This window comes from Arthrobacter sp. 05T410 (assembly GCF_056396505.1).
The window spans coordinates 1-20,539 of sequence record NZ_JBFTLP010000013.1; the positions used below are offsets into that span (position 1 = coordinate 1).

The window sequence follows — 20,539 nt, forward strand, 5'->3', positions numbered from 1 at the left end:
GCAAGGGTTACGGCGGTCATAGCGTGGGGGAAACGCCCGGTCCCATCCCGAACCCGGAAGCTAAGACCCACAGCGCCGATGGTACTGCACCCGGGAGGGTGTGGGAGAGTAGGTCACCGCCGGAACACCATTAACGGTCGAGGACCCCCGCCACAAGGTGGGGGTCCTCCCGCATTTAACCCCCCTCTCCGGCAGGGCCGGGACCCCGGCCCCGGAGCCCGGGCCCACGGCCGGCTGCCCCCGAGCCGGTCCGGTACACGGCCTGCCATAACAGCGGCCCCAGGGCCCGCTACGAGCGCCCCACATCCCCGGGCAGCCGGCAGGGCATCCAAGGCCGGTGCCGGCGTCGACCCGCCAAGGCATCCCCTCACTGCCCGCCAGGATGCTTCTAAATTCGTCAAGCCGGGTTCTGATAGCGCAGCCAGCGCAGCGAAAGGACAAACCAGCTCCTTGGAACTGGCCCCCTACATATTAAGTTCCTGGCGTTGTGCAAGTATTAGTCGACTGACCTTGGGGGGTGTCCGGTGATGATCACAGGCAAGTTCAAGTACGCCGCTACGACCACAATGCTGGGGCTGATCTGCGTCCTAACAGCCTGTGGCATGGAGGCGCAGCAGTCCTCGAATGCCCAGTCTTCGCAGTCCCCGCAGCATACGGAATTCGGCTCTATCGAGGAAGCCCGCCGATCCGTTGCCGATGTCATTGGCTGCGAGGAAGCGCCCAAAACGGCCCCCATCATCAATCCGGAGCTGGCCGGTTACACGGCCGAATACGCCGTCTGTTCAAAACGTGTCCAGGTCGAGTGGTTCAAGACCGAAGAGGCCCGAAATGCTGAGCAGCAGCTGTATGCGGACAGCACCCAGCCTTTAGCCATCGTGGAGGGTAAAAACTGGATGGTCGTGGACATGTCCGAGGCACTTCAGGAGTCTCCGAGCGGTAAGGACCTAAAGGGCCTGGCGCAAGAGCTCGGCGGCCAGTTCAAATCCTTGAATGGTGCCAAGCAGTCTTAGAACACCAAGAGTTAGGCCTCATCAGTACGTGGGAGATTCCTCTCGGAGGCAATATCATGGGTGAGCCACGCCCAAGCCCGGCCACAGCACCAGACTGCCGGCCACTCACAGAGCAGCCGGGTAAAGACTTACAGACCATGGGACGGGTCAGCAGCGGGCAGCGCCCGGGGTGGCTACCTGGCGGCACAAAGTACGCCGGCGGGGACCGCGGCGGAACTCGGTGAAACGGCGCCGACGAGGGGGCTTCCGCTCTCGGCGCAATTTGACGGCGATCGGCGCCCGATTCCAGTGATTTTCCCCAAAAAAGGCCGAAAACACGCGGAATTTGCCACCTCTGAGGCGCCAAGCTGGTAAGTTTTCGAACAGTGGTTTGTACGCATGCCGTGTGCAGGCTCCAAAAATCGTGACCGTCCAGGAGGACATAAATGGCTAAGAACCGTAGTGAACTTGTTGCAGAGGTAGCAGGCAAGGCCGGCACCAGCCAGGCAGCAGTCAACTCCGTGCTCGACGCACTGTTCGAGGTCTTCGAGACCTCCGTCGCCGCGGGCGAGAAGATCACCATCCCGGGCTGGCTCGCCGTAGAGCGCACCGACCGTGCAGCTCGCACCGGCCGCAACCCGCAGACCGGCGAGACCATCCAGATTGCCGCTGGCCACAGCGTCAAGCTGACCGCCGGCTCCAAGCTGAAGGCTGCAGTCGCCAAGAAGAAGTAGTCTTCTTCGCAGGCTTGAAAGGAGCGGCAACCCTCGGGTTGCCGCTCCTTTTGCGTCCCCGGCCAGTCCCTAACCCGGTCCCTAATCGGTCTTAGCCCGGCCGGGCGGCCTTCCCGACCAATCCGCAGTCCTTTGAGGGCCGGGCCGGCTGGGCGGATCCCCAGAGGCCCAGCCGCCGGCGCCGATTCGCTGAGCTAGGCGGCGTAGCGGACAATGGAGGTGTGCCTTCCGCAGTAAATCCCACGCCCACAACCGCAGCGCCCGTTCCCCCCGGGGACGCACGCGGCCCTGGCTCCGGTCCCGCCGGGATTGCCCGGCCTTGGCTGATCGCAGGCCTTGGCGCGTTGTTTATTGGCCTGGTAGCGGCACTTATCTTCTCCGGCGCAGCAGCCGCCCGCGAGGTCTCAGATCCCGGGGCGCTGGTGCGCTGGGGGCTTCCGGTGAGCAAAGCGATCCACAACGTCGCTGTCGCCACCGTGATCGGCGGCCTCATCTTCGCCGTCGGCATCCTGCCGCGAAACAGGAACGGCTCCCGGTCCAAGGAGCAGGACGCCCCGGAACATCCGGCCTTCACCCGGGCGCTGGCCGTGGCAGCGGCCGCCGGCGCCGTCTGGACGCTGTCCGCGATCACCGTGCTGGTCCTGGGCTACGCGGACATTGCGGGGCAGGGCATCTCCGGGGATCTGGAATTCACCCGCTCCCTCGTTTACTTCATGACGGACATCGAAACCGGACGCGCGTGGCTGGCTGTCGTAATCATCGCCGCCGTCGTTACCACCGCCCTGTTCGGAGTGCGCTCCCGCGGCGGCCTGGCACTGACACTGGTCCTTTCGCTGATCGGTCTGGTTCCCGCTGCCCTGATCGGACACTCCTCCAGCTCCAGCGACCACGAGGGCGCCATCAACTCGCTCGGCCTGCACCTGGTCGGCGTATCGGCCTGGGTGGGCGGCATCATCATGCTCGCAGTCCTCTCCAGGGTCCTGGAGGGCACGGGCGCCGGCGGCCGCACCTCGGGGGCAGCGTCGGGGACTGCAGACATCACCGAGCCAACCCTGCGCCGGTTCTCATCCCTGGCCGGCTTTGCCTTCGCGCTGGTCTTCGCCTCAGGCGTGATCAACGCCAGCATCCGCCTCACCACATGGGCAGACCTCTTCGGCTCGGCCTACGGGCAACTGATCCTGGCCAAGACGGCAGCGGTCCTGGTGTTGGGCGGCATCGGGCTCATGCACCGCCGCTGGGTCATCCCGCAGCTGGGCAACCGCGCCATGGGCAGGTCCGCGCGCCGGGTGCTGTGGCAGTTGGTGATCGTGGAGCTGATCATCATGGGAGCGACGTCCGGGATCGCCGTCGCGCTGGGGCGTTCCGCCCCGCCGCAGCCCACCACTTTCGCCCCCGACGCTTCGCCTGCCTTCATCCTCTCGGGCTACGAGCTGCCGCCGGAACTGACCCCGGACCGATGGCTCACGGAGTGGCGGCTCGACTGGCTCTGGATCGCCGTCGTCGTATTTGGCCTGGTGTCCTACCTCCTCGGCGTACGAAGGGTGCTGAAGCGGGGCGACTCGTGGCCCTGGTTCCGGACGGTCAACTGGGTGATCGGACTCATGGTCCTCACCTACGTGACCTCGGGGCCGCCGTCGGTCTATGGCAGGGTGCTGTTTTCGGCGCACATGGTGGACCACATGGCCCTGACCATGGTGGCCCCCATCTTCCTGGTCCTCGGCGCCCCCGTGACGCTGGCACTGCGGGCGCTGACCCCCCGGCGCGACAGCTCCCGCGGCCCGCGCGAGTGGCTCATGATCTTCATCCACTCCAAGTTCTCGCAACTGGTGACCCACCCGCTGTTCGCGGCCGCCAACTTCGCCGGCTCGATCGTGCTTTTCTACTACTCGGACGCGTTCGGCTATGCGATGCGGGACCACGTGGGCCACGAACTCATGAACCTGCACTTCGCCCTCACCGGCTACATCTTCGTGCTCACCATGATCGGCACCGATCCGTTGCCGCGCCGCGCACCGTACCCCATGCGGCTGCTGCTCCTGTTGGCCACCATGGGCTTCCACGCGTTCTTCGGCGTCGCCATCATGGGCGGCACCGGACTGCTGGCCGCCGACTACTTCGGCAACCTGGGGCGGACCTGGGGCCCCGCGGCCCTGCTGGACCAGCAGATGGGCGGTGCCGTGGCGTGGGGGATCGGCGAAGTGCCAACCCTGCTGGTAGCGATCGGTGTCGCCGTGATGTGGTCCCGCTCCGACGCGCGCGAGTCCAAACGCACCGACCGGGCGGCGGACAGGAATAACGACGCCGATCTCACCGCTTACAACGATATGTTTGCCAAGCTGGCCGAGCGCGACGCCAGGCTTGCCGAACGCAATTCAAAGCTGGAAGGACGCTCATGACCGAAACCGTACGCACCCACCTCCGGGTCCGGGCCTCCGAACTGGTGGGCCGCAACTGGCTTAACACCGGTGGCAAGTCCCTGGACCTTGAATCCCTGCGCGGCAAGATCGTGCTGCTGGACTTCTGGACGTTCTGCTGCATCAACTGCCTGCACGTCCTGGACGAACTCCGCCCGCTCGAGCAGCAGTACTCGGATGTCCTCGTGACGGTCGGCGTGCATTCGCCCAAGTTCGAGCACGAGGCCGATCCCGTGGCGCTGGCGGCCGCCGTCGAACGCTACGAGATCCGCCACCCTGTCCTTGACGACCCCGAGCTGGACACCTGGAAGGCCTATACGGCCCGGGCCTGGCCGACCCTAGTGGTCATCGATCCCGAGGGCTACATCGTGGCGCACCTCTCCGGCGAGGGCCACGCGGACGGCCTCGCCGTCCTGATCCCCGAGCTGATCGCCGAACACGAAGCCAGGGGCACCCTGCACCGGGGCGACGGCCCCTATGTGGCGCCGGAACCGACGTCGGGAACGCTGCGCTTCCCGGGCAAGGCCCTGTTCCTGCCCGCCGGCCGCGGCGTCGGAGGCGCCGGCGACGGCTCGTGGCTGGTGACGGACACCGGCCACCACCGGCTCGTGGAACTCTCTACCGACTTTCAGACCGTGCTGGTCACCTATGGCTCCGGCGAAAAGGGCCACGCCGACGGCAACGCCGCCACCGCCCGGTTCAACGAACCGCAGGGCCTGATGCTGCTGCCTGAGGATGTCGCCGCGGACGCCGGTTACGACGTCGTCATTGCCGACTCCGTGAATCACCGGCTCCGCGGGCTGTCCCTCACGGACGGCACCGTCCGGACGCTGGCCGGCAACGGCGTACAGCGGCTGCTGGAAACCGGCCCGGCCCGCGTGGACGAGGAAGGCGCCGCCTACGGCACCCGGCTCGAGGCGGACCCGCTCGCGGTGTCCCTGAGCTCGCCGTGGGACGTCGTCTGGTCCACCAAGCTCAGCGCCGTGGTGGTCGCTATGGCGGGAGTGCACCAGATCTTCAGCTTCGACCCGACCTCCGGGGCCGTAAAGATCATCGCCGGCAACGGCCTCGAAGGGCTCCTGGACGGCCCGGCCGCTGAAGCCTGGTTCGCCCAGTCCTCCGGCCTCGCCGAAGACGCGGACGGCAACATCTGGGTGGCTGACTCCGAGACCTCCGCCCTGCGCAAACTCGTGATTGATGACGCGGGCAGCATCAGCGTTGAGTCCGCGGTGGGCAAGGGCCTGTTCGACTTCGGCTTCCGCGACGGCCCCGCCGCGGAGGCGCGGCTGCAGCACCCGCTCGGCGTCACGGTGCTCCCTGACGGTTCGGTGGCCATCGCGGACACGTACAACGGCGCAGTCCGCCGCTACGACCCCGCAACGGGCACGGTCTCCACGCTGGCCCGCGGACTGTCCGAGCCCTCGGACGTGATTGTGGACCACACCCAGGTCGCCGGATCCGAGCCGTTGCTGGTGGTGGTCGAGGCCAACAAGCACCAGCTCGTGTACGTGCCCATCCCGAAGGAAGCCCAGCAGGTGGACGAGGGTGCGGCGCAGACCCACCGGCCCAAGAGCCCCGTGGCGCCTGGGCCGCTCGAACTGGCGGTCCGCTTCACGGCGCCCACCGGTCAGAAGCTGGACGACCGCTGGGGCGATCCCACCCAGTTGAAGATCTCGTCCACACCCCCCGAACTGCTGGTCTCCGGCGGCGGGACGTCCGTGGGGCTCCTGCGCACCCTGGAGCTTTCCTCCGACGTCCCCGAGGGCGTCCTGCACATCACCGCCCGCGCGGCCGCGTGTGACGGGCCCGAAGACGCCGACGGCGAGATCCCGGACCATGCGGCCTGCCACCTCTACCAGCAGGACTGGGGAATCCCCGTGCTACTGCAGGCCGACGGAGACACCGAGCTGGTCCTGGACCTGCGCGGAATGGACTGAGCCGCTGCGCCAAGGCTGAGCAGACGGCTGCTGTCCGTGACCCTGAATCACGGACAGCAGCCTTTTGGCTTTCTTCGGGCCTCCGGCCGCGGAGCCCCGGCGGGTACTAGTAGTCCAGCTGCGGCGTGAGCTTGACGGTGTCGCCGTCGATGTCCAGACGGGTCGTGAAGCTGAAATCGTGGACGGAGTCGATGTCGGACACGGCGCCCGAGAACAGATCCTGTTGGCGGGCCTTGATCCGGGCCTTGCCGTCGAGGGGCGCCACCACCCAGCGGCCGCCGAACGGCTCGATGCTGACGCTCGGGTAGTCCGTGATGCTCCAGTCGATGGTCCCGTCCATCACGCGGTTGTTGGTGGCGTGGTAGAACGGGCAGTTGGGCTGCAGCTTCTGCTGCTTGTCGGCCTCGTCCGCGCAGGAGTCCAGGAACTCCTTGACCTTGCCGCTCACGGCCTCCTTCAGGGCGCCCGTGGCCTCGGTCAGCAGGTTCAGCGGGGCCGGAGGCGCGTCCGCGGCCGACACGGTGGCGCGGGTGGCCGGGGCGGAGAAATACTGGCCGTTCAGGGTCGCCTCGTACTCGCCCGGGTAGAAGACTGCGAAGGAGTTGCGGCCGTTGGGCATGTTCACCGGCACACCGTTGAGGGTGGCCTCGCTGGAGTTGACCACGGTGACGTCCAGGACGGGCAGCTCAGAGGGGACGAAAGACCATTTGTGGAAGAACAGCCACTCGGTGCCGGAGCGCTCCAACAGGAACTCGGTCCGCAACTTGTGGCCGTCGACTGTGTACTCCATGGGCACCATGACCTGATTGGCACCGCGCTCTTCCGCGGCGCCAAGCTTGACGTCGGAGACGCGTGCCGCCGCGGTTTGCAGGGCCGTGCCGTCGAGCATCGCCGGGTTGCTTTGTGGCACGGAGGCGCGCAACAGGCCCAGCGCCTTTTCGCCATCGCCCTTTTGCAGGGCACTCAAATATTCGCGGACTGGCTGCTGGGGCCCGGCAATGGAGTCGTTCACCAGGTTGATCGACACGATGGCCCCGGCGACGGCAAGCATGAGTCCCAGCAGCCACACTGCTGCGATTTTGACCAACGCCTGACTCATCTGCACCATTCTTACGTTACCTGCACCCCACAGGAATCCCGGTGTCACAGTCCGTATCTGTGACGCGGAGCATGGCTGAAGGCCGCCCGGCCCGCGGGCAGGGAACGTTCGGTTGGATGCCGCCGCGGTGATCCCTAGCGGCGGCGGCGTTTGGAGGAAGTGCCGAAGACGCCGCGGAGCAGTTCCCTGCCAAGCTGGGTCCCCAGCGAGCGGGCCATGCTCTGAAGGCCACCGCCCAGGGCCCCCGCGAGTTCGCCGCCGATGCCCCCGCCGCCGCCGGCCGGCGGCTGCGCCGGCCGGGGGGCACGCCGCTCGGGCACGTTGTCATCGTCGGGCATCCTGGGCGCCGGCGCGGGGCGGCTGCTGGGGCGGCCAAGGATTTCCTCCTCGATCCGCCGGGCTTCGGCGTCGATGGCGCGGGGGTCCAAACCGCCGCCCTGGGCGGATTCCTGGCTGCCGCCGTCCCGGGCGCCGCCGTGGTGTGCGGTCCCGGCCGCCGGCCCGGTCGGGGCAGCGCCTGTGCGGTCACCGCCTTCGGCGGCGATCTTCTCGTACGCCGAGATGTTGTCGACGGCGGTGCCGTACTTGGGCAGCAGGGCGGAAGCGGCGACGGTGCTGGAGATCAGCTCGTCGGTGCTGGGGCCCATCACGGACTCCGGGGCGCGGAGCCGGGTCAGCGCCACCGGGGTCGGCGCGCCCTTCTCATTCAGGACTGTGATGACGGCCTCGCCGATGCCGGCGGTAGTGAGGGTCTCCTCGAGGTCGTAGTCGCTGGTCGGGAAGGTCGAGACGGTGGCCCTGAGGGCCTTGGCGTCCTCCGGGGTATAGGCGCGGAGGGCGTGCTGCACGCGGTTTGCCAGCTGGCCGAGGACGTCGGCGGGGACGTCCTTGGGGGTCTGCGTCACGAAGAAAATTCCGACACCTTTGGACCTGATGAGCCGGACGGTGGTGGTGATCGCATCCAGGAAGGCTTTCGAGGCGCCATTGAACAGCAAGTGGGCCTCATCGAGGAAGAAGACGAGCTTGGGCTTGTCGAGGTCACCGGCCTCGGGCAGGTCCTCGAAGAGGTCGGCCAGCAGCCACATGAGGAACGTTGAGAAGAGCATGGGCTTGGTCTGCAGCGTCGGAAGCTCCAGGCAGCTCACCACACCGCGGCCGTCCGGCGCGGTACGCAGCAGTTCGGCGGTGTCGAACTCGGGTTCGCCGAAGAACTTCTCCATACCCTGCGCCTCGAGCGTGATCAGTTCGCGCAGGATCACGCCGGCGGTTGCCTTGGAGAGGCCGCCGAGTTCCTCAAGTTCGTCCTTGCCCTCGGCCGACGTCAGGAATTGGATCACGGCCCGCAGGTCCTTGAGGTCGATCAGCTCCAGGTCTTTCTTGTCCGCGAAATGGAAGACGAGCTGCAGGCTGGATTCCTGGGTCTCGTTCAGGTCCATGATGCGGGAGAGCAGGATGGGGCCGAACGAGGTGATGGTGGCGCGGACCGGTATGCCCTTGCCGTCGCCGCCGAGGGCCAGGAACTCCACCGGAAAAGTCTTGCCCGACCAGGCCTGGCCGATGCTCTCCGTGCGGGCCAGGAGTTTTTCGGTGCCCGTGGCGGCGGTGGCAAGGCCCGAGAGGTCGCCCTTGATGTCGGCCAGGAACACGGGCACGCCGGCGGTGGAAAGCTGTTCGGCCATCATGTGCAGCGTGACGGTCTTGCCCGTGCCTGTCGCCCCGGCCACGAGGCCGTGCCGGTTCATCATCGCGAGCGGCAGCCGGACGGAGGCTTCCTTGTGGAGTTCGCCGTCGACGATCGCCGCGCCGAGCTCGATCGTCGGGCCGTCCAAAGTGTAGCCCTGGACGATCGTGGCGACTTTGTCTGCAGTGGATTTGATGGCCATGCGGTTAGCTTAGCCGGGTCCGGGGTTCCCGGACCCGGCTAGGAGTGGCTTATTCGGCGAGGGCCTTGAGGACCTCCTTGGCCACGTCCTCGCTGGACTGCGGGTTCTGCCCGGTGATGAGGTTTCCGTCCCGCACAACGTGAGACGTCCAGGCCGCGCCGTTCTCCACTACCGCGCCCTTCTCCTTCAGGACATCCTCCACGAACCACGGTGTATTGGGTCCCGTGCCGCCACCCAGCTCCTCCTCATTGGTGAAGACGGTGAGGCGGCGTCCGGCGAAGGTGAACGCGCCGTCGTCGTCCGTGGCGCTCAACAGCCCGGCCGGGCCGTGGCAGAAGGGGGCAATGATCTTGCCGGCCGTGTTGACGGTCGTCAGCAGGCGGCCAAGGTCGGCATCCTGGTACAGGTCGGCCATGGGCCCGTGGCCGCCCGGCATCACGACGGCGTCGTAGGCGGAGGCGTCGACGTCGGCCAGCACCAGCGGGTTGGACAGTTCGGCGTCGAGGGAATCGATGTAGCGGCGGAAGCTATCCGCACGGTCCTGCCCACCGGCGGACTCGGCCGCGAGGCTCACCTCATCCACCGTCGGCTTCTTGCCGCCAGGAGTGGCGATGTGCACGGTGTGGCCCGCGTCGAGAAGGGTCCGGTGGGAGACGACGAGCTCCTCGGCCCAGTACCCGGTGGGGTGTTCGCTGCCGTCGCGCATCGTCAGGGAATCTGCTGCCGAGACAACCATCAGAATATTTTTAGCCATGGTGCTGCTCCTGTTCTGCCGGCGGGGCCGGCGGACGGTGGATAAGGTGAAATATGGGAAGCGGCGCGGTTCAGCGGGTCGCTTTGAGTTCCGCATAGGTGGCGTCGTCGAGGACGACGCCGGCGGCGGCCAGGTTCTCTTCAAGGTGCTTGACGGAGCCGGTGCCGGGGATCGGCATCATGACGGGGGACCGGCGCAGAAGCCAGGCCAGCGCCACCTGGGAAGTCGTGGCGCCCAGCCGCTTCGCCGCCTCGTCGAGCGGTCCGCCCGGCCGGGCCAGCTCGCCAGCGGAGATCGGCGCCCACGGAATGAAGCCGATGCCGTTCTCCTCGGCGTACTCGAGGACGTCCTCGGAGCTGCGGTCGGTGAGGTTGTAGCGGTTCTGCACCGTGGAGACGGTGAAGTACTTCCCGGCTTCCTCCAGGTCCTCGACGCTGACCTGGGAGAGGCCGAGTGCCTTGACCTTGCCTTCCTTTTGCAGATCGCGAAGCACGGTGAACTGCTCGTCGCGGTCCACCTTGGGGTCGATCCGGTGCAGCTGCAGGAGGTCGAGGGAGTCGACCTTGAGTTTGCGCAGGCTCAGTTCCGTCTGCTGGCGCAGGTATTCGGGCCGGCCGACCGGAACCCAGACGTTGGGGCCGGTGCGGGTGAACCCCACCTTGGTGGCGATCTTGAGGCCGTCCCGGTAGGGATGCAGCGCCTCGGCGAGGATTTCCTCGCTGATGTTGGGGCCGTAAGAGTCTGCGGTGTCAATGAAGTCGACGCCGAGCTCCACGGCGCGGCGCACGACGGCGACCGCGGCGGCGCGGTCTGCCGGCTCGCCCCAGACGCCGTCGCCGACGATCCGCATGGCGCCAAAGCCCAGCCGGTGGACGGTTCCCAGATCCTTGAGGGCGATCGTGGCGGATTTTTCCGGATGCTGTGAATTGTCGTGGCTCATAGGAAAGTGAACATCCTCAGTCTGCTGACTATTCCAAGGCTCCCTAACGGGGCGTCCCCGCCCGTCGATGCGGGGGCGCCTGCAGGCGTGCGTTCCGGGCATTCCTGCGGCAAAACCTGCGCCGTGGCGGAATTACGCCACCGATTAGCGTTTCTGCGATTTTGCCTTAGACTGTGGCATGCCCAACTCGTTCCCGCGCATCGTGCTGGCCTTTGCCGTGACCCTCGGCCTTGTAATGCTGGGCGGAAGCCCCGCTTCGGCCGCTACGGCCAGTACCTCGGGACCCGGAATCGATGTGTCCTGGCCGCAATGCGGGAAGACCCTCCCAAAGCAGCCGGCCTTCGCGATCGTCGGCGTCAACCATGGCCTGGCCAACAACACGAACCCGTGCCTGGCAAGCCAGCTGGCCTGGGCCAAGACCGCAAAGTCCCCGGCAGCGACGGCGCAGCCGAGGGTGGCGCTGTACGTCAACACGGCCAACCCCGCCCGGCAGGGGTCCTGGTGGCCCACGTTGAACACCTACAACGGGGTGAAGGTCACAAACCCCTACGGCAACTGCGCCTTGGGGTCGCTCAAAGCCTGCTCCTATATGTATGGGTGGGCCAAGGCGTCCGACGACGCCAAGCGCCGCGGGGTCAGCAACCCGCAGTCCTACCTCTGGTGGTTGGATGTGGAAACGGAAAACACCTGGCAGGCTGACAAAGCCGCCAACGTCGCCGTCCTGGAAGGCATGGCCGCCTACTTCAAGAAGATCGGCGCCCGCGTGGGCCTCTACTCCACCGCCTACCAGTGGGGGGAGATCGCCGGAACCGTGAAGTTCGCCAGCCCGCTGGCAGGTCTGCCGAGCTGGCTCGCTGGAGCTGGATCGGCGGCCGGGGCCAAGGCGAACTGCGCCCGCCCCGGACTCACCCCGAACAGCCGCGTCTCGATGACGCAGTACATCTCCGGGGGCCTTGACTACAACTACTCGTGCCCCTGAGCCGCCTGCAGAAATATCCCGGGGGCCGCCGTCGTTGACCCCAGTGTGCCCGCGCCGGAAACCCGGTGCCACCCAGGACCGCAGTCCCAACTCCGGCCCGCACACTGCTCCGCTACGAAAGGCCGGCTTTTCCGTGACTGTTCCGCTTTCCATTCTTGATCTCGCAACCATCGGCCCGGGCCAGACGGCGGCCGAAAGCTTCGCCGGCAGCGTGGCCATGGCGCAGCTCGCCGAGGACCGGGGTTACCGGCGGATCTGGTACGCCGAGCACCACAACATGTCCGCGATCGCCTCGTCCGCCACGAGTGTACTGATCGCCCACGTCGCGGCCCACACCTCCAGCATCCGGCTCGGCGCCGGCGGCGTGATGCTGCCCAACCACTCGCCGCTGACCATCGCCGAACAGTTCGGCACGCTTGAGACCCTGCACCCGGGCAGGATCGACCTCGGCCTGGGCCGGGCGCCGGGCAGCGACCAGAACACCATGCGCGCCCTGCGCCGCGATCCGATGTCGGCAGACAGCTTCCCGCAGGACGTCCTGGAGCTCCAGGGCTACCTGAGCGGCCCCACCCGCATCCAGGGCGTGGAGGCCACCCCGGGCAAGGGCACCAACGTGCCGCTGTACATCCTGGGGTCCTCCCTGTTCGGCGCCAGGCTGGCCGCCCAGCTGGGCCTGCCCTATGCGTTCGCCTCGCACTTCGCGCCCAACGCGCTGCAGGATGCGGTGGCGGTCTACCGCCGCGAATTCCGGCCCTCCGCGCAGCTCGAGGCCCCGCACGTGATCGCCGGAGTCAATGTCATTGCCGCCGATTCCGCCGCTGAGGCGCAGGCGATGTTCCAGGCCACCAAGCGGGCCAGGGTTTCCTTGTTCTTCGGCAATGGCCGTGTGTTCAGCGACGACGAGGCGGATATGATCCTGGACTCGCCCCAGGGCCAGCAGATGGCGCAGATGATGAAGTACTCCGCGGTGGGCACCCCCGAGGCCGTCCTGGCGTACCTCGAGGAGTTCACGGCGCACGCCGACGCCGACGAACTGATCGTGGCGCACCAGAGCACCGGGACCGAACCCCGGCTCCGTTCTGTGGAACTTCTGGCCGACGCCGCCCGCCTCGTGCGGGCATAACGACCTGGGGCCTTCCGGGCTACAGTTCCCGGCGGGCGCCCTCGGACGCGGTGACGGGGAAGATGTGCGGGGCCGCGTATCCGGCCCGGGCGAAGTCGCGGGCAACGCCCGCGGCCACCGTTGCGCCGCCGTCGTTGCGGACCAGAGCAATGGCTGCGCCACCGAAACCGCCGCCGGTCATGCGCGCGCCGATGGCGCCCAATCCCTGCGCGCTGGCCACGGCGAGGTCGAGCTCAGGGGTGGAGATCTCGAAGTCGTCGCGCATGGACTCGTGCGATTCGTTGAGGAACGGCCCGATCGCGGCGGGGCCGGAGGTCCGCAGTGCCGTCACGGTGTCGAGCACCCGCTGGTTTTCCGTGATGATGTGCCGGACCCGGCGGTAGGTCTGTCCGTCGAGCTGTGCCGCGGCGCGGGGAAGATCGTCCGGGCCCAGCGCCCGCAGGCTGCCGACGCCCAGGCGGCGGGCGCCGTCCTCGCAGGAACGGCGGCGGCTGGCGTAGCCGCCGTCGGCATGGGAATGGCTGGTGCGGGTGTCGATCACGAGCAGCCCCATCCCGGCAACGGCGAAGCCGAGGGCAACCGGCTCGGTCGACAGGTTCTGGCAATCGAGCAGGATGCCATGATCGGGCTCGCCAAGGAGCGAGGCCGATTGGTCCATGATGCCGGTGGGCGCGCCGACCACCCGATTCTCGGCCAGCTGGCCGATCCGTGCCAGTTCAGGCCTGCCCAGCCCCAAGTCCCAGAGATCGTTCAGGGCCAGGGCCACCGCGCATTCGATTGCGGCGGAGGAGGACAGCCCGGCGCCGGCCGGGACATCCGAGGTCAGCGCCAGGTCCAGGCCGGACATCCGGGACGGGACGCCGGAACCGGCTGCTGAACCGGACGCGACGCCGGAACCGGCGCCGGCTGCTGCCGCCCGGGACATCGCCCAGGCCACGCCGAGGGGGTACGCGGCCCAGCCGGTGAGGCTATCCGGGTCCAGGCGGTCGAGGCTTACCTCTATGACGCCGGGGAAAGAGCTGCTGGTGACCCGGAGCAGACGGTCTGCGCGGACGCGGGCCGCCACCGTGGTGCGCTTGTCGATCGCGATCGGAAACGCGAAGCCCTCGTTGTAATCCGTGTGCTCACCGATCAGGTTGACCCGCCCGGGCGCCGACCACAAGCCGTCCGGCGCGCCCCCAAACTCGCTGGAAAAGTACCCACTTTCCCGTTCAAGGACCTCGTTCATGGCTGGGCTGCTTCCTGTTCTGTTGCTGGGAGTTCTGTGCGGAATGGCTCGAGCCCTGTTGTACGCGGTGGCGGCGATGCTGCCTCCATGGCGTCGCGGAGCCGGGCGGCAGCCGTTTCCGGCGGGATGTCCGCGATGAATGCCCCCATCGCGGCTTCCGACCCTGCCAGGTACTTGAGCTTGTCCTCCTCCCGGCGGGGCGAGGTCAGTTGCAGCATGAGCCGGATGTCGTCCCGGTGGGCGTGGACGGGAGCCTGGTGCCACGCCGAAATGTACGGCGTGGGGCTGTCATAGAGGGCATCGACGCCACGCAGGAGCTGGCGGTACAGCAGGGAGAACTCATCGCGTTCCTCGTCGGTCGTGGCGGCGAGGTCCGGGACGTGCCGGTGCGGGAGGATATGCACTTCCAGCGGCCAGCGCGCGGCAAACGGGACAAACGCCGTCCAGTGCTCGCCCTGGAGCAGCACCCGCTCGGATTTCTGCTCGAAGCTCAGGATGTCCTCGAACAGCGAGCCGCCGTAACTTTCGATCGTGCGGACCAGCTGGGCCGTGCGCGGCGTGATGTACGGGTAGGCGTAGATCTGTCCGTGCGGGTGGTGCAGCGTCACGCCGATCGCTTCGCCGCGGTTCTCGAACGGAAAGACCTGTTCGACGCCGGGCAGCGCGGACAGCGCGGCCGTCCGGTCCGCCCAGGCTTCCACGACCGTGCGCATCCGGGACAGGGGCAGGCCCGCCAGGGAGCCGGTGTGTTCCGGGGAGAAGCACACCACTTCGCACCGGCCCACGGACTGCCGGCTGCGCCCCAGCCCCACCCGGGCGAGGTCATCCAGGCCTTCCGGCGCGGCGGCCCCCGCCAGGTCCGGCCCGAAGGAGGGGGACTTGTTTTCGAAGACGGCGACGTCGTAGAGGCTCGGAATCTCCGAGGGATTCTCCGGCGACGCCGGGGCCAGCGGGTCCAGGTGCGAGGGCGGCAGGACCACCCGGTTCTGCCGGGCGGCCGCGATCGAGATCCACTCCCCGGTGAGGGCGTCCTGGCGCATGGTGGCCGTGGGCGGCCGGACCGCCGGCGCGCGGAGATCCTCGCCCCGGTGCGGGGGCAGGGCGGTATCGGCATCATCGAAGTAGATGATGTCCCGGCCGTCGGAGAGCTTGTGGGAGCGTTTCGTAATCTGGCCCATGCTAGGGGTTCCTCACGGGGTGTGCGCTGGTTGCGGCTGGATAGGCGGCCGGAGCGGCGGCGGTGGCGCGGCGGACTGCCAGGAGCAGCCCGTGTTCCGGGTTCAGGACCGGCATTGGGAGCCCGGATTCGGCCAGGAAGCGTCCCGAGGCCTCGACGCCGCCCGCAAGCCACGCCGGTGGCGCCGCCTGCAGGAACGCCCGCCGGTCCCCGGCCGCCGGGTAGACCGCTTCCACCCGGTACGCGGTGTCCGGGAGCAGCCCGGGCAGGCAGACCTTCCCCGGGACTTCGGCGAACGACGTCGCCACCGAGACCAGGGCGTAGAGGGCCTCGCCGCCGTCGTGGGACACGACCCCGTGCAGCCGGAGGGCGGGATCGGGCTCGTCGGCCCGCACCATGCGCCCGCTGTGCAGGAGCGGCCGGTACTGCTTGAACAGTGCGATGGCTCGGGCAAGCTCGGTCCGTTCGGCATCGTCGAGGCGCCGGACATCCCATTCGAGGCCGAAGTGGCCGAACATCGCGGTGATCGCCCGGAACGAGAGATCGTGCGTTCGCGCCGTGGTGTGGCTCGTGGTGGGGCCAATGTGCGATCCGACGAGCTCCGGCGGCACCACCACGCCGGTCCAGCGCTGGATGGTCTGCCGTTCCAGGGCATCGTTGCAGTCCGAGGCCCAGATCCGGTCGGTGCGCTCCAGGATGCCGAGATCCACGCGGGCCCCGCCGGAGGAGCAGCTTTCAATCTCGACGCCGGGGTGGGCCTTGCGGAGCTCGTCCAGGAGCCGGTAGACGGCCTGAGTCTGGGCGTGCACGGACGGCCGGCCGGCGTGGCCCATCTCGGCCAGGTCCCGGTTCTGGTCCCATTTGAGGTAACTGATCCGGTATTCGCTCAACAGGGCATCGAGCCTGTCGAAGATGTATTGCCAGGCCGCCGGATTGACCAGGTCAAGGACCTGCTGGTGCCGCCATTGCATGGGCAGCCGGCCAGTCAGCCGGCCGGCCGGGCCGGCGATCCAGTCCGGGTGGGCGCGGGCCAGGTCCGAGTCTTCGTTGACCATTTCGGGTTCGACCCAGAGCCCGAATTCCATGCCGTGGCCGGTAACTGCGTCGATCAGCGGCGTCAGGCCCGCGGGCCATAGGTCCTCGTCGACGTACCAGTCGCCGAGGCCGGCGTGATCGTCGCGGCGGCCGCGGAACCAGCCGTCGTCGAGGACGAAGCGTTCCACGCCGAGGCCGGCGGCCGCTTCGGCGAGTTCGAGCAGCGGCTCGAGGCGGTGGTCGAAGTAGACCGCTTCCCAGACGTTGAGCACCACGGGACGGGCTTTGCCGGACCGCACGCCGGGGTGGTGCGGGCGCCCGCGGAACCAGCTGTAGAAGGCATCGCTGATGCCGTCCAGGCCCGCGGCGGAGTAGGCAGCGTACAGCCACGGGGTCTCGTAGCTGGCGTTCGCTTCCACGTTGATCTCGCCGGCGCCGAGCAGTTCCGAGGCGCCCAGGACGGTCCGGCCGTCCGCGGCGGCGTCAACGAAGCTCTCGTGGTTGCCGCTCCAGCCCAGATGCACGGCCCAGACCTGCCCGTGGCGGTTCCCGAATCCGGGGGTTCCGGCCGCGAGCAGGAGCGAGGCGTCGTGGCCGGTCCGGCCGTGCCGGCCCGAGCGGACCCATGTGCCTTGGCGCAGCGGCAGGCGCTGGGGGTGGGACTCCCGGCACCAGCGGCCGGTGAGGTCCAGGATTTCTGTGGCGGCGCGGCCCACGGGCAGCACGGCGGCGAGTTCGTCGAGGCTGTACGGACCGGCGCCGTCGTTGTCGAGCCGGTGCCGGAGCTGGAGCAGGCCGCCGTCGTTGATCCTGATCTCCGTGCGGACGCTGACACCGGCCTCGGGGTCGGCCTGGGTGATGACGGCCGAGCAGTCCGCCCCGCGGGACCGCTCGCCGGTGGACAGCTCAGCACTGGAACGTTCAACACTGACAACACGCAGACGGGCCGAGAACGCCTGGCCGTTCCGGTGGCCGCGGAGGCCGGGGCGCCCGCGCCAGCCGGAGGACGCCTGCGGGATCAGTCCCAGCGCCACCGGGACGTCGAGGGCCGAGTGCGGCACGGCCTGGCCCAACAGCGAAAGATCCGGCAGGGCCGGGCCGAGGTCGGCGCCGAAGTGCAGCATGGCGGCCTCGCCCGTGCTGAAGTCGATCAGCAGGGACGTTCCGGAGCGGCGCAGGTACAACGGCTCCACCGGGGGGACGCCCACGGGGGAGCGGGTCTCGGCGGCAAGGGTGAGGTCCGGGTTGTTCACGGCAGCTCCAGGCGTAGTGGTTTGGGTGGGCGGGGGCCGAGCGGTCAGCCTGTGGCAGCTGCGGGGCTGGCTGCGCTGATGCTCCGGGCGTCGCCAGTATGGGCCAGGCGGAGGCGGCCGACGCGCTCGCCGAGGATGCGCCGGGCCTCGCTGCCCAGAAGGTCATCGCTGATGAGTTCGTCAGCGTCCTCCAGACCGGCGATCGTGCTGATGCCGAGGGTGCCCCACTTGGTGTGGTCCGCCAGCACCACCACCCGCCGGGCCGCGGTGACGAAGGCCCGGTCGGTTTCGGCCTCGAGCACGTTGGGGGTGGTGAACCCTGCGTCGGCGTCGACACCGTGGACGCCGAGGAACAATACGTCCAGGTGCAGCTGTTTGAGCGAGGAAGTGGCCAGCGGGCCGACGAGGGCGTCCGAGGGTGTGCGCTCGCCGCCGGTCAGGATCACGGTGGACGGGGAGGCGCTCTGGTGGAAGACGTCCGCGATCCGCACCGAGTTGGTGACCACCGTGATCCGCGGGCCGGTGGACAGCAGCTGGGCCAGCGCCCACGTGGTGGTGCCGGCGCTGAGCCCCACCGCCATGCCCTCGCGCACCTGCGCGGCCGCCTCCTGCGCAATCGCCATCTTCTCGTCCTTGAGCTGGGTCACCTTCAGCTCGAAGCCTGGCTCGTGGGTGCCGGCGCCGCCGGGCAACTTGGCCCCGCCGTGGATCTTCTCCACGGCGCCCGCCGCGTCCAGGGCCTCGATGTCCCGCCGCACGGTCATCAGCGAGACGCCAAGCATCTTGGCGAGGTCCGCGACACGGACGATCCGCTCACGCTGGACCTCCGCGAGGATGGCGGAATGGCGGGCTGCGGCTAGCATGTGGAGTCCTTACAGGTTTGAGTGGCTTGACTGGTTTGAGTGGCTGGCGGAGGTGCCGACCAATCGGGCGGCAGCCGAACGGACGACGGCGGCACCGCCGGCCGCGAGGCCGAGCCCGCCGTCGAGTTCGGCGCCGGTGAGCAGGTCCACGCCTTCCAGCGGCAGCCGGACGTCGTGGGTGCCGTGGTTGATGCAGAACGTCCAGTCCGTCCCGTCCTTGCTGCGCCGGACCACTTCGACGTCGGCCGGCAGGTCCGGGACGAGCGGCTGCACCCTGGCATCGGCGCAGACGACGGCGAGCAGTTCGCCCAGGCCCTCCGGCGCGAGTGACGTGGCGACATAGTAGGAGCGGCCGCTTCCGGCACGGTTACGGGTCACGGCGGGAGAACCGGCGGCCGGTCCCTCTTCCACGGCCGCGAGGACCTCGGCGGTGGTGGCATGCCCCAATTCGTTCCAGCAGCTACCCGCCCCGAAGCTGCTGAGCCGGATGCTTTCGCCGCCGCGCAGCGGGAAAAACTCTTCCATCTTCACGCCCAGCAGTCCGCTGAACGCGCCGGGGTAGCTGCCAAGCCTGATGTGGTCATTTTCGTCCACGATACCGGAGAAATAGGTCACCACGAGGTGGCCGCCGGAGCGCACGTACGCGTCCAGATTCGCGGCCCCGGCATCGCTCACGAGGTACTGCATCGGCGCGACGACGAGCCGGTAGCCGGATAGGTCATCGGTGCCCTGGCGGAAGTCGGTGGGGATGCCGGCGCGGTAGAAGGCATCGTGCCAGCGCCGGGTTTCAGCGATGTTGGAGGCGTCCACGCTCGGGTGCGAGTCCAGTTCCGAGGCCCAGCGGGCGTCAGTGTCGTGGAGGATCGCGACGTCCACCCGGCCGGACGCGCCCGTAACCACCGAGCCGCTGACTTCGGCCAGGCTCCGCAGCGCCTGGCCCAGCTGGACCACTTCGCGCCAAACCTTGGTGTCCGTGCCGGCGTGCGGCAGCAGTCCGGAATGGAACTTTTCGGCGCCGGCCCGCGAGGACCGCCACTGGAAGAAGAGCGCGCCGTCGGCGCCGCGGGCAACATGCTGCAGGGAGTTGCGCAGCATCTCGCCGGGCGCTTTGGCGATGTTGCGCGGCTGCCAGTTCACGGCAGAGGTCGAATGCTCCATGAGCAGCCACGGCTTGCCCTTGGCCCAGCCGCGGGTGAGGTCTGCGGTTGCCGCCAGTTCCTGGAAGTTCCGCGGATCCTCGGCAATCAGGTAGTGGTCGTTGGAGACCACATCCATCTCCTCGGACCAGCGCCAGTAGTCCACGGGCTGGTGCAGGCCCATGTTGAACCCCATGAAGTTGGTGGTCACGGGATGTCCCGAGTGCGTGCGGATGATCGCGGCCTCGGCCTTGTAGCATTCGAGCAGCTCATCGGAGGAGTAGCGGGCGAAGTCCAGCTGCTGGGTCGGGTTCACCCAGGTCCCGGAGGTGCGCGGCGGCAGGATCTGCTCCCAGGCCGAGTAGCGCTGGGACCAGAAGGCGGTGCCCCACGCGGCATTGAGGGCCTCCAGGCTGCCGTACCGGCGTTCGAGCCAGCGCCGGAAACCCGCGGCGGCACCGTCCGAGAAATCAGGCTGGTTGTGGCAGCCGTACTCGTTGTGGACATGCCACATCACGACGGCGGGGTGGTCCTTGTACCGGGTGGCGATCTGCTCGGTCAGGGCCGCGGCGGCCCGGCGGTATTCGGCACTCGACGCCGCGAAGGCCTGCCGGGAACCGTAGCTGTGCCGCACGCCGTCGGCGGTCACGGGCAGGGAGTCGGGGTACTTGTGGCTGAACCAGGGCGGCGGCGACGCCGTGGCGTTCGCCAGGTCCACCCGGATGCCGTTGGCGTGCAGCAGGTCCAGGACCCGGTCCAGCCAGCCGAACTCGTAGACGCCCTCGGACGGCTCAAGCAGGGACCAGCTGAAGATGCCCACGCTGACCAGGTTGACGCCGGCCTCGCGCATCAGCCGGACGTCCTCGTCCCAGGTCTCCTCGGGCCACTGTTCCGGGTTGTAGTCTCCGCCGAATGCCAGCATCGGGGAGCCTTCGGAGCCGAGGCGGGCGGTGATGTAGTCCATGGCGTTGTTGTGGTTGGAGCTGTTGTCCACG

The 20,539-nt window shown here is 68.3% G+C and carries 15 protein-coding genes and 1 rRNA gene; 7 read left to right on the forward strand and 9 right to left on the reverse strand.

Features of this window, described 5'->3' with window-relative positions:
• Positions 1-8 precede the first annotated feature (8 nt).
• The 5 genes from rrf to AC1DFR_RS15385 all read left to right on the forward strand — a co-directional run bounded on the left by rrf (position 9) and on the right by AC1DFR_RS15385 (position 6,074).
• Positions 9-125, forward strand: a 5S ribosomal RNA gene (gene rrf / locus AC1DFR_RS15365).
• A 402-nt stretch (positions 126-527) separates the two neighbouring features.
• Positions 528-1,010, forward strand: coding sequence for a hypothetical protein (locus tag AC1DFR_RS15370; RefSeq protein ID WP_476873803.1), 483 nt, complete (start codon positions 528-530; stop codon positions 1,008-1,010).
• Between the two features lie 425 nt (positions 1,011-1,435).
• The gene (locus AC1DFR_RS15375) at positions 1,436-1,723 is read left to right on the forward strand and encodes an HU family DNA-binding protein (RefSeq protein ID WP_011776355.1); all 288 of its coding nucleotides are present in this window, start codon (positions 1,436-1,438) and stop codon (positions 1,721-1,723) included.
• Positions 1,724-1,944: 221 nt separating this feature from the next.
• Positions 1,945-4,119, forward strand: a complete 2,175-nt coding sequence (locus AC1DFR_RS15380; RefSeq protein WP_476873804.1) for a bifunctional copper resistance protein CopD/cytochrome c oxidase assembly protein — start codon at positions 1,945-1,947, stop codon at positions 4,117-4,119.
• On the forward strand, positions 4,116-6,074 hold the full coding sequence (locus AC1DFR_RS15385; protein WP_476873805.1) for an NHL domain-containing thioredoxin family protein: 1,959 nt from the start codon (positions 4,116-4,118) through the stop codon (positions 6,072-6,074). Before AC1DFR_RS15380 ends, AC1DFR_RS15385 begins: the two co-directional genes overlap by 4 nt.
• A 106-nt stretch (positions 6,075-6,180) precedes the next feature.
• Here the strand turns inward: AC1DFR_RS15385 and AC1DFR_RS15390 are convergent, their stop codons facing one another.
• The 4 genes from AC1DFR_RS15390 to AC1DFR_RS15405 all read right to left on the reverse strand — a co-directional run bounded on the left by AC1DFR_RS15390 (position 6,181) and on the right by AC1DFR_RS15405 (position 10,750).
• Positions 6,181-7,173 (reverse strand): hypothetical protein, encoded by a 993-nt coding sequence (locus AC1DFR_RS15390; RefSeq protein WP_476873806.1) that lies wholly within the window; start codon positions 7,171-7,173, stop codon positions 6,181-6,183.
• A gap of 134 nt (positions 7,174-7,307) precedes the next feature.
• Positions 7,308-9,056 carry a helicase HerA-like domain-containing protein gene (locus tag AC1DFR_RS15395; RefSeq protein ID WP_476873807.1) on the reverse strand — a complete coding sequence of 583 codons (1,749 nt, stop codon included), beginning with the start codon at positions 9,054-9,056 and terminating at the stop codon, positions 7,308-7,310.
• A 49-nt stretch (positions 9,057-9,105) separates the two neighbouring features.
• Positions 9,106-9,810: a type 1 glutamine amidotransferase domain-containing protein gene (locus tag AC1DFR_RS15400; RefSeq protein ID WP_230008533.1), complete on the reverse strand. Its 705-nt coding sequence runs from the start codon at positions 9,808-9,810 to the stop codon at positions 9,106-9,108.
• A 70-nt stretch (positions 9,811-9,880) separates the two neighbouring features.
• Positions 9,881-10,750, reverse strand: coding sequence for an aldo/keto reductase (locus tag AC1DFR_RS15405; protein WP_223915094.1), 870 nt, complete (start codon positions 10,748-10,750; stop codon positions 9,881-9,883).
• Positions 10,751-10,928: 178 nt separating this feature from the next.
• Here AC1DFR_RS15405 and AC1DFR_RS15410 point away from each other — a divergent pair, with 178 nt between their 5' ends.
• The gene (locus AC1DFR_RS15410; RefSeq protein WP_476871778.1) at positions 10,929-11,729 is read left to right on the forward strand and encodes a glycoside hydrolase family 25 domain-containing protein; all 801 of its coding nucleotides are present in this window, start codon (positions 10,929-10,931) and stop codon (positions 11,727-11,729) included.
• Positions 11,730-11,862: 133 nt separating this feature from the next.
• Positions 11,863-12,852, forward strand: a complete 990-nt coding sequence (locus AC1DFR_RS15415; protein ID WP_028278201.1) for an LLM class flavin-dependent oxidoreductase — start codon at positions 11,863-11,865, stop codon at positions 12,850-12,852.
• Positions 12,853-12,871: 19 nt separating this feature from the next.
• Here the strand turns inward: AC1DFR_RS15415 and galK are convergent, their stop codons facing one another.
• From galK to AC1DFR_RS15440, 5 genes are all read right to left on the reverse strand, one after another.
• On the reverse strand, positions 12,872-14,080 hold the full coding sequence (gene galK, locus AC1DFR_RS15420; RefSeq protein ID WP_476873808.1) for a galactokinase: 1,209 nt from the start codon (positions 14,078-14,080) through the stop codon (positions 12,872-12,874).
• On the reverse strand, positions 14,077-15,258 hold the full coding sequence (gene galT / locus AC1DFR_RS15425; RefSeq protein WP_476873809.1) for a galactose-1-phosphate uridylyltransferase: 1,182 nt from the start codon (positions 15,256-15,258) through the stop codon (positions 14,077-14,079). Before galT ends, galK begins: the two co-directional genes overlap by 4 nt.
• Position 15,259: 1 nt before the next feature.
• The gene (locus AC1DFR_RS15430) at positions 15,260-17,485 is read right to left on the reverse strand and encodes an alpha-galactosidase (protein ID WP_476873847.1); all 2,226 of its coding nucleotides are present in this window, start codon (positions 17,483-17,485) and stop codon (positions 15,260-15,262) included.
• Between the two features lie 104 nt (positions 17,486-17,589).
• Positions 17,590-18,408: a DeoR/GlpR family DNA-binding transcription regulator gene (locus AC1DFR_RS15435; RefSeq protein WP_476873810.1), complete on the reverse strand. Its 819-nt coding sequence runs from the start codon at positions 18,406-18,408 to the stop codon at positions 17,590-17,592.
• Positions 18,409-18,417: 9 nt separating this feature from the next.
• Positions 18,418-20,538, reverse strand: coding sequence for a beta-galactosidase (locus AC1DFR_RS15440; protein ID WP_476873811.1), 2,121 nt, complete (start codon positions 20,536-20,538; stop codon positions 18,418-18,420).
• Position 20,539 lies beyond the last annotated feature (1 nt).

Excerpts from the sequence above, each read along its gene's own strand:
- galT (WP_476873809.1), bottom strand. The coding sequence starts at position 15,258 with ATGGGCCAGATTACGAAACGCTCCCACAAGCTCTCCGACGGCCGGGAC.
- AC1DFR_RS15435 (WP_476873810.1), bottom strand. The coding sequence starts at position 18,408 with ATGCTAGCCGCAGCCCGCCATTCCGCCATCCTCGCGGAGGTCCAGCGT.
- AC1DFR_RS15400 (WP_230008533.1), bottom strand. The coding sequence starts at position 9,810 with ATGGCTAAAAATATTCTGATGGTTGTCTCGGCAGCAGATTCCCTGACG.
- AC1DFR_RS15390 (WP_476873806.1), bottom strand. The coding sequence starts at position 7,173 with ATGAGTCAGGCGTTGGTCAAAATCGCAGCAGTGTGGCTGCTGGGACTC.
- AC1DFR_RS15370 (WP_476873803.1), top strand. The coding sequence starts at position 528 with ATGATCACAGGCAAGTTCAAGTACGCCGCTACGACCACAATGCTGGGG.
- AC1DFR_RS15405 (WP_223915094.1), bottom strand. The coding sequence starts at position 10,750 with ATGAGCCACGACAATTCACAGCATCCGGAAAAATCCGCCACGATCGCC.
- AC1DFR_RS15410 (WP_476871778.1), top strand. The coding sequence starts at position 10,929 with ATGCCCAACTCGTTCCCGCGCATCGTGCTGGCCTTTGCCGTGACCCTC.
- galK (WP_476873808.1), bottom strand. The coding sequence starts at position 14,080 with ATGAACGAGGTCCTTGAACGGGAAAGTGGGTACTTTTCCAGCGAGTTT.
- AC1DFR_RS15375 (WP_011776355.1), top strand. The coding sequence starts at position 1,436 with ATGGCTAAGAACCGTAGTGAACTTGTTGCAGAGGTAGCAGGCAAGGCC.
- AC1DFR_RS15385 (WP_476873805.1), top strand. The coding sequence starts at position 4,116 with ATGACCGAAACCGTACGCACCCACCTCCGGGTCCGGGCCTCCGAACTG.
- AC1DFR_RS15395 (WP_476873807.1), bottom strand. The coding sequence starts at position 9,056 with ATGGCCATCAAATCCACTGCAGACAAAGTCGCCACGATCGTCCAGGGC.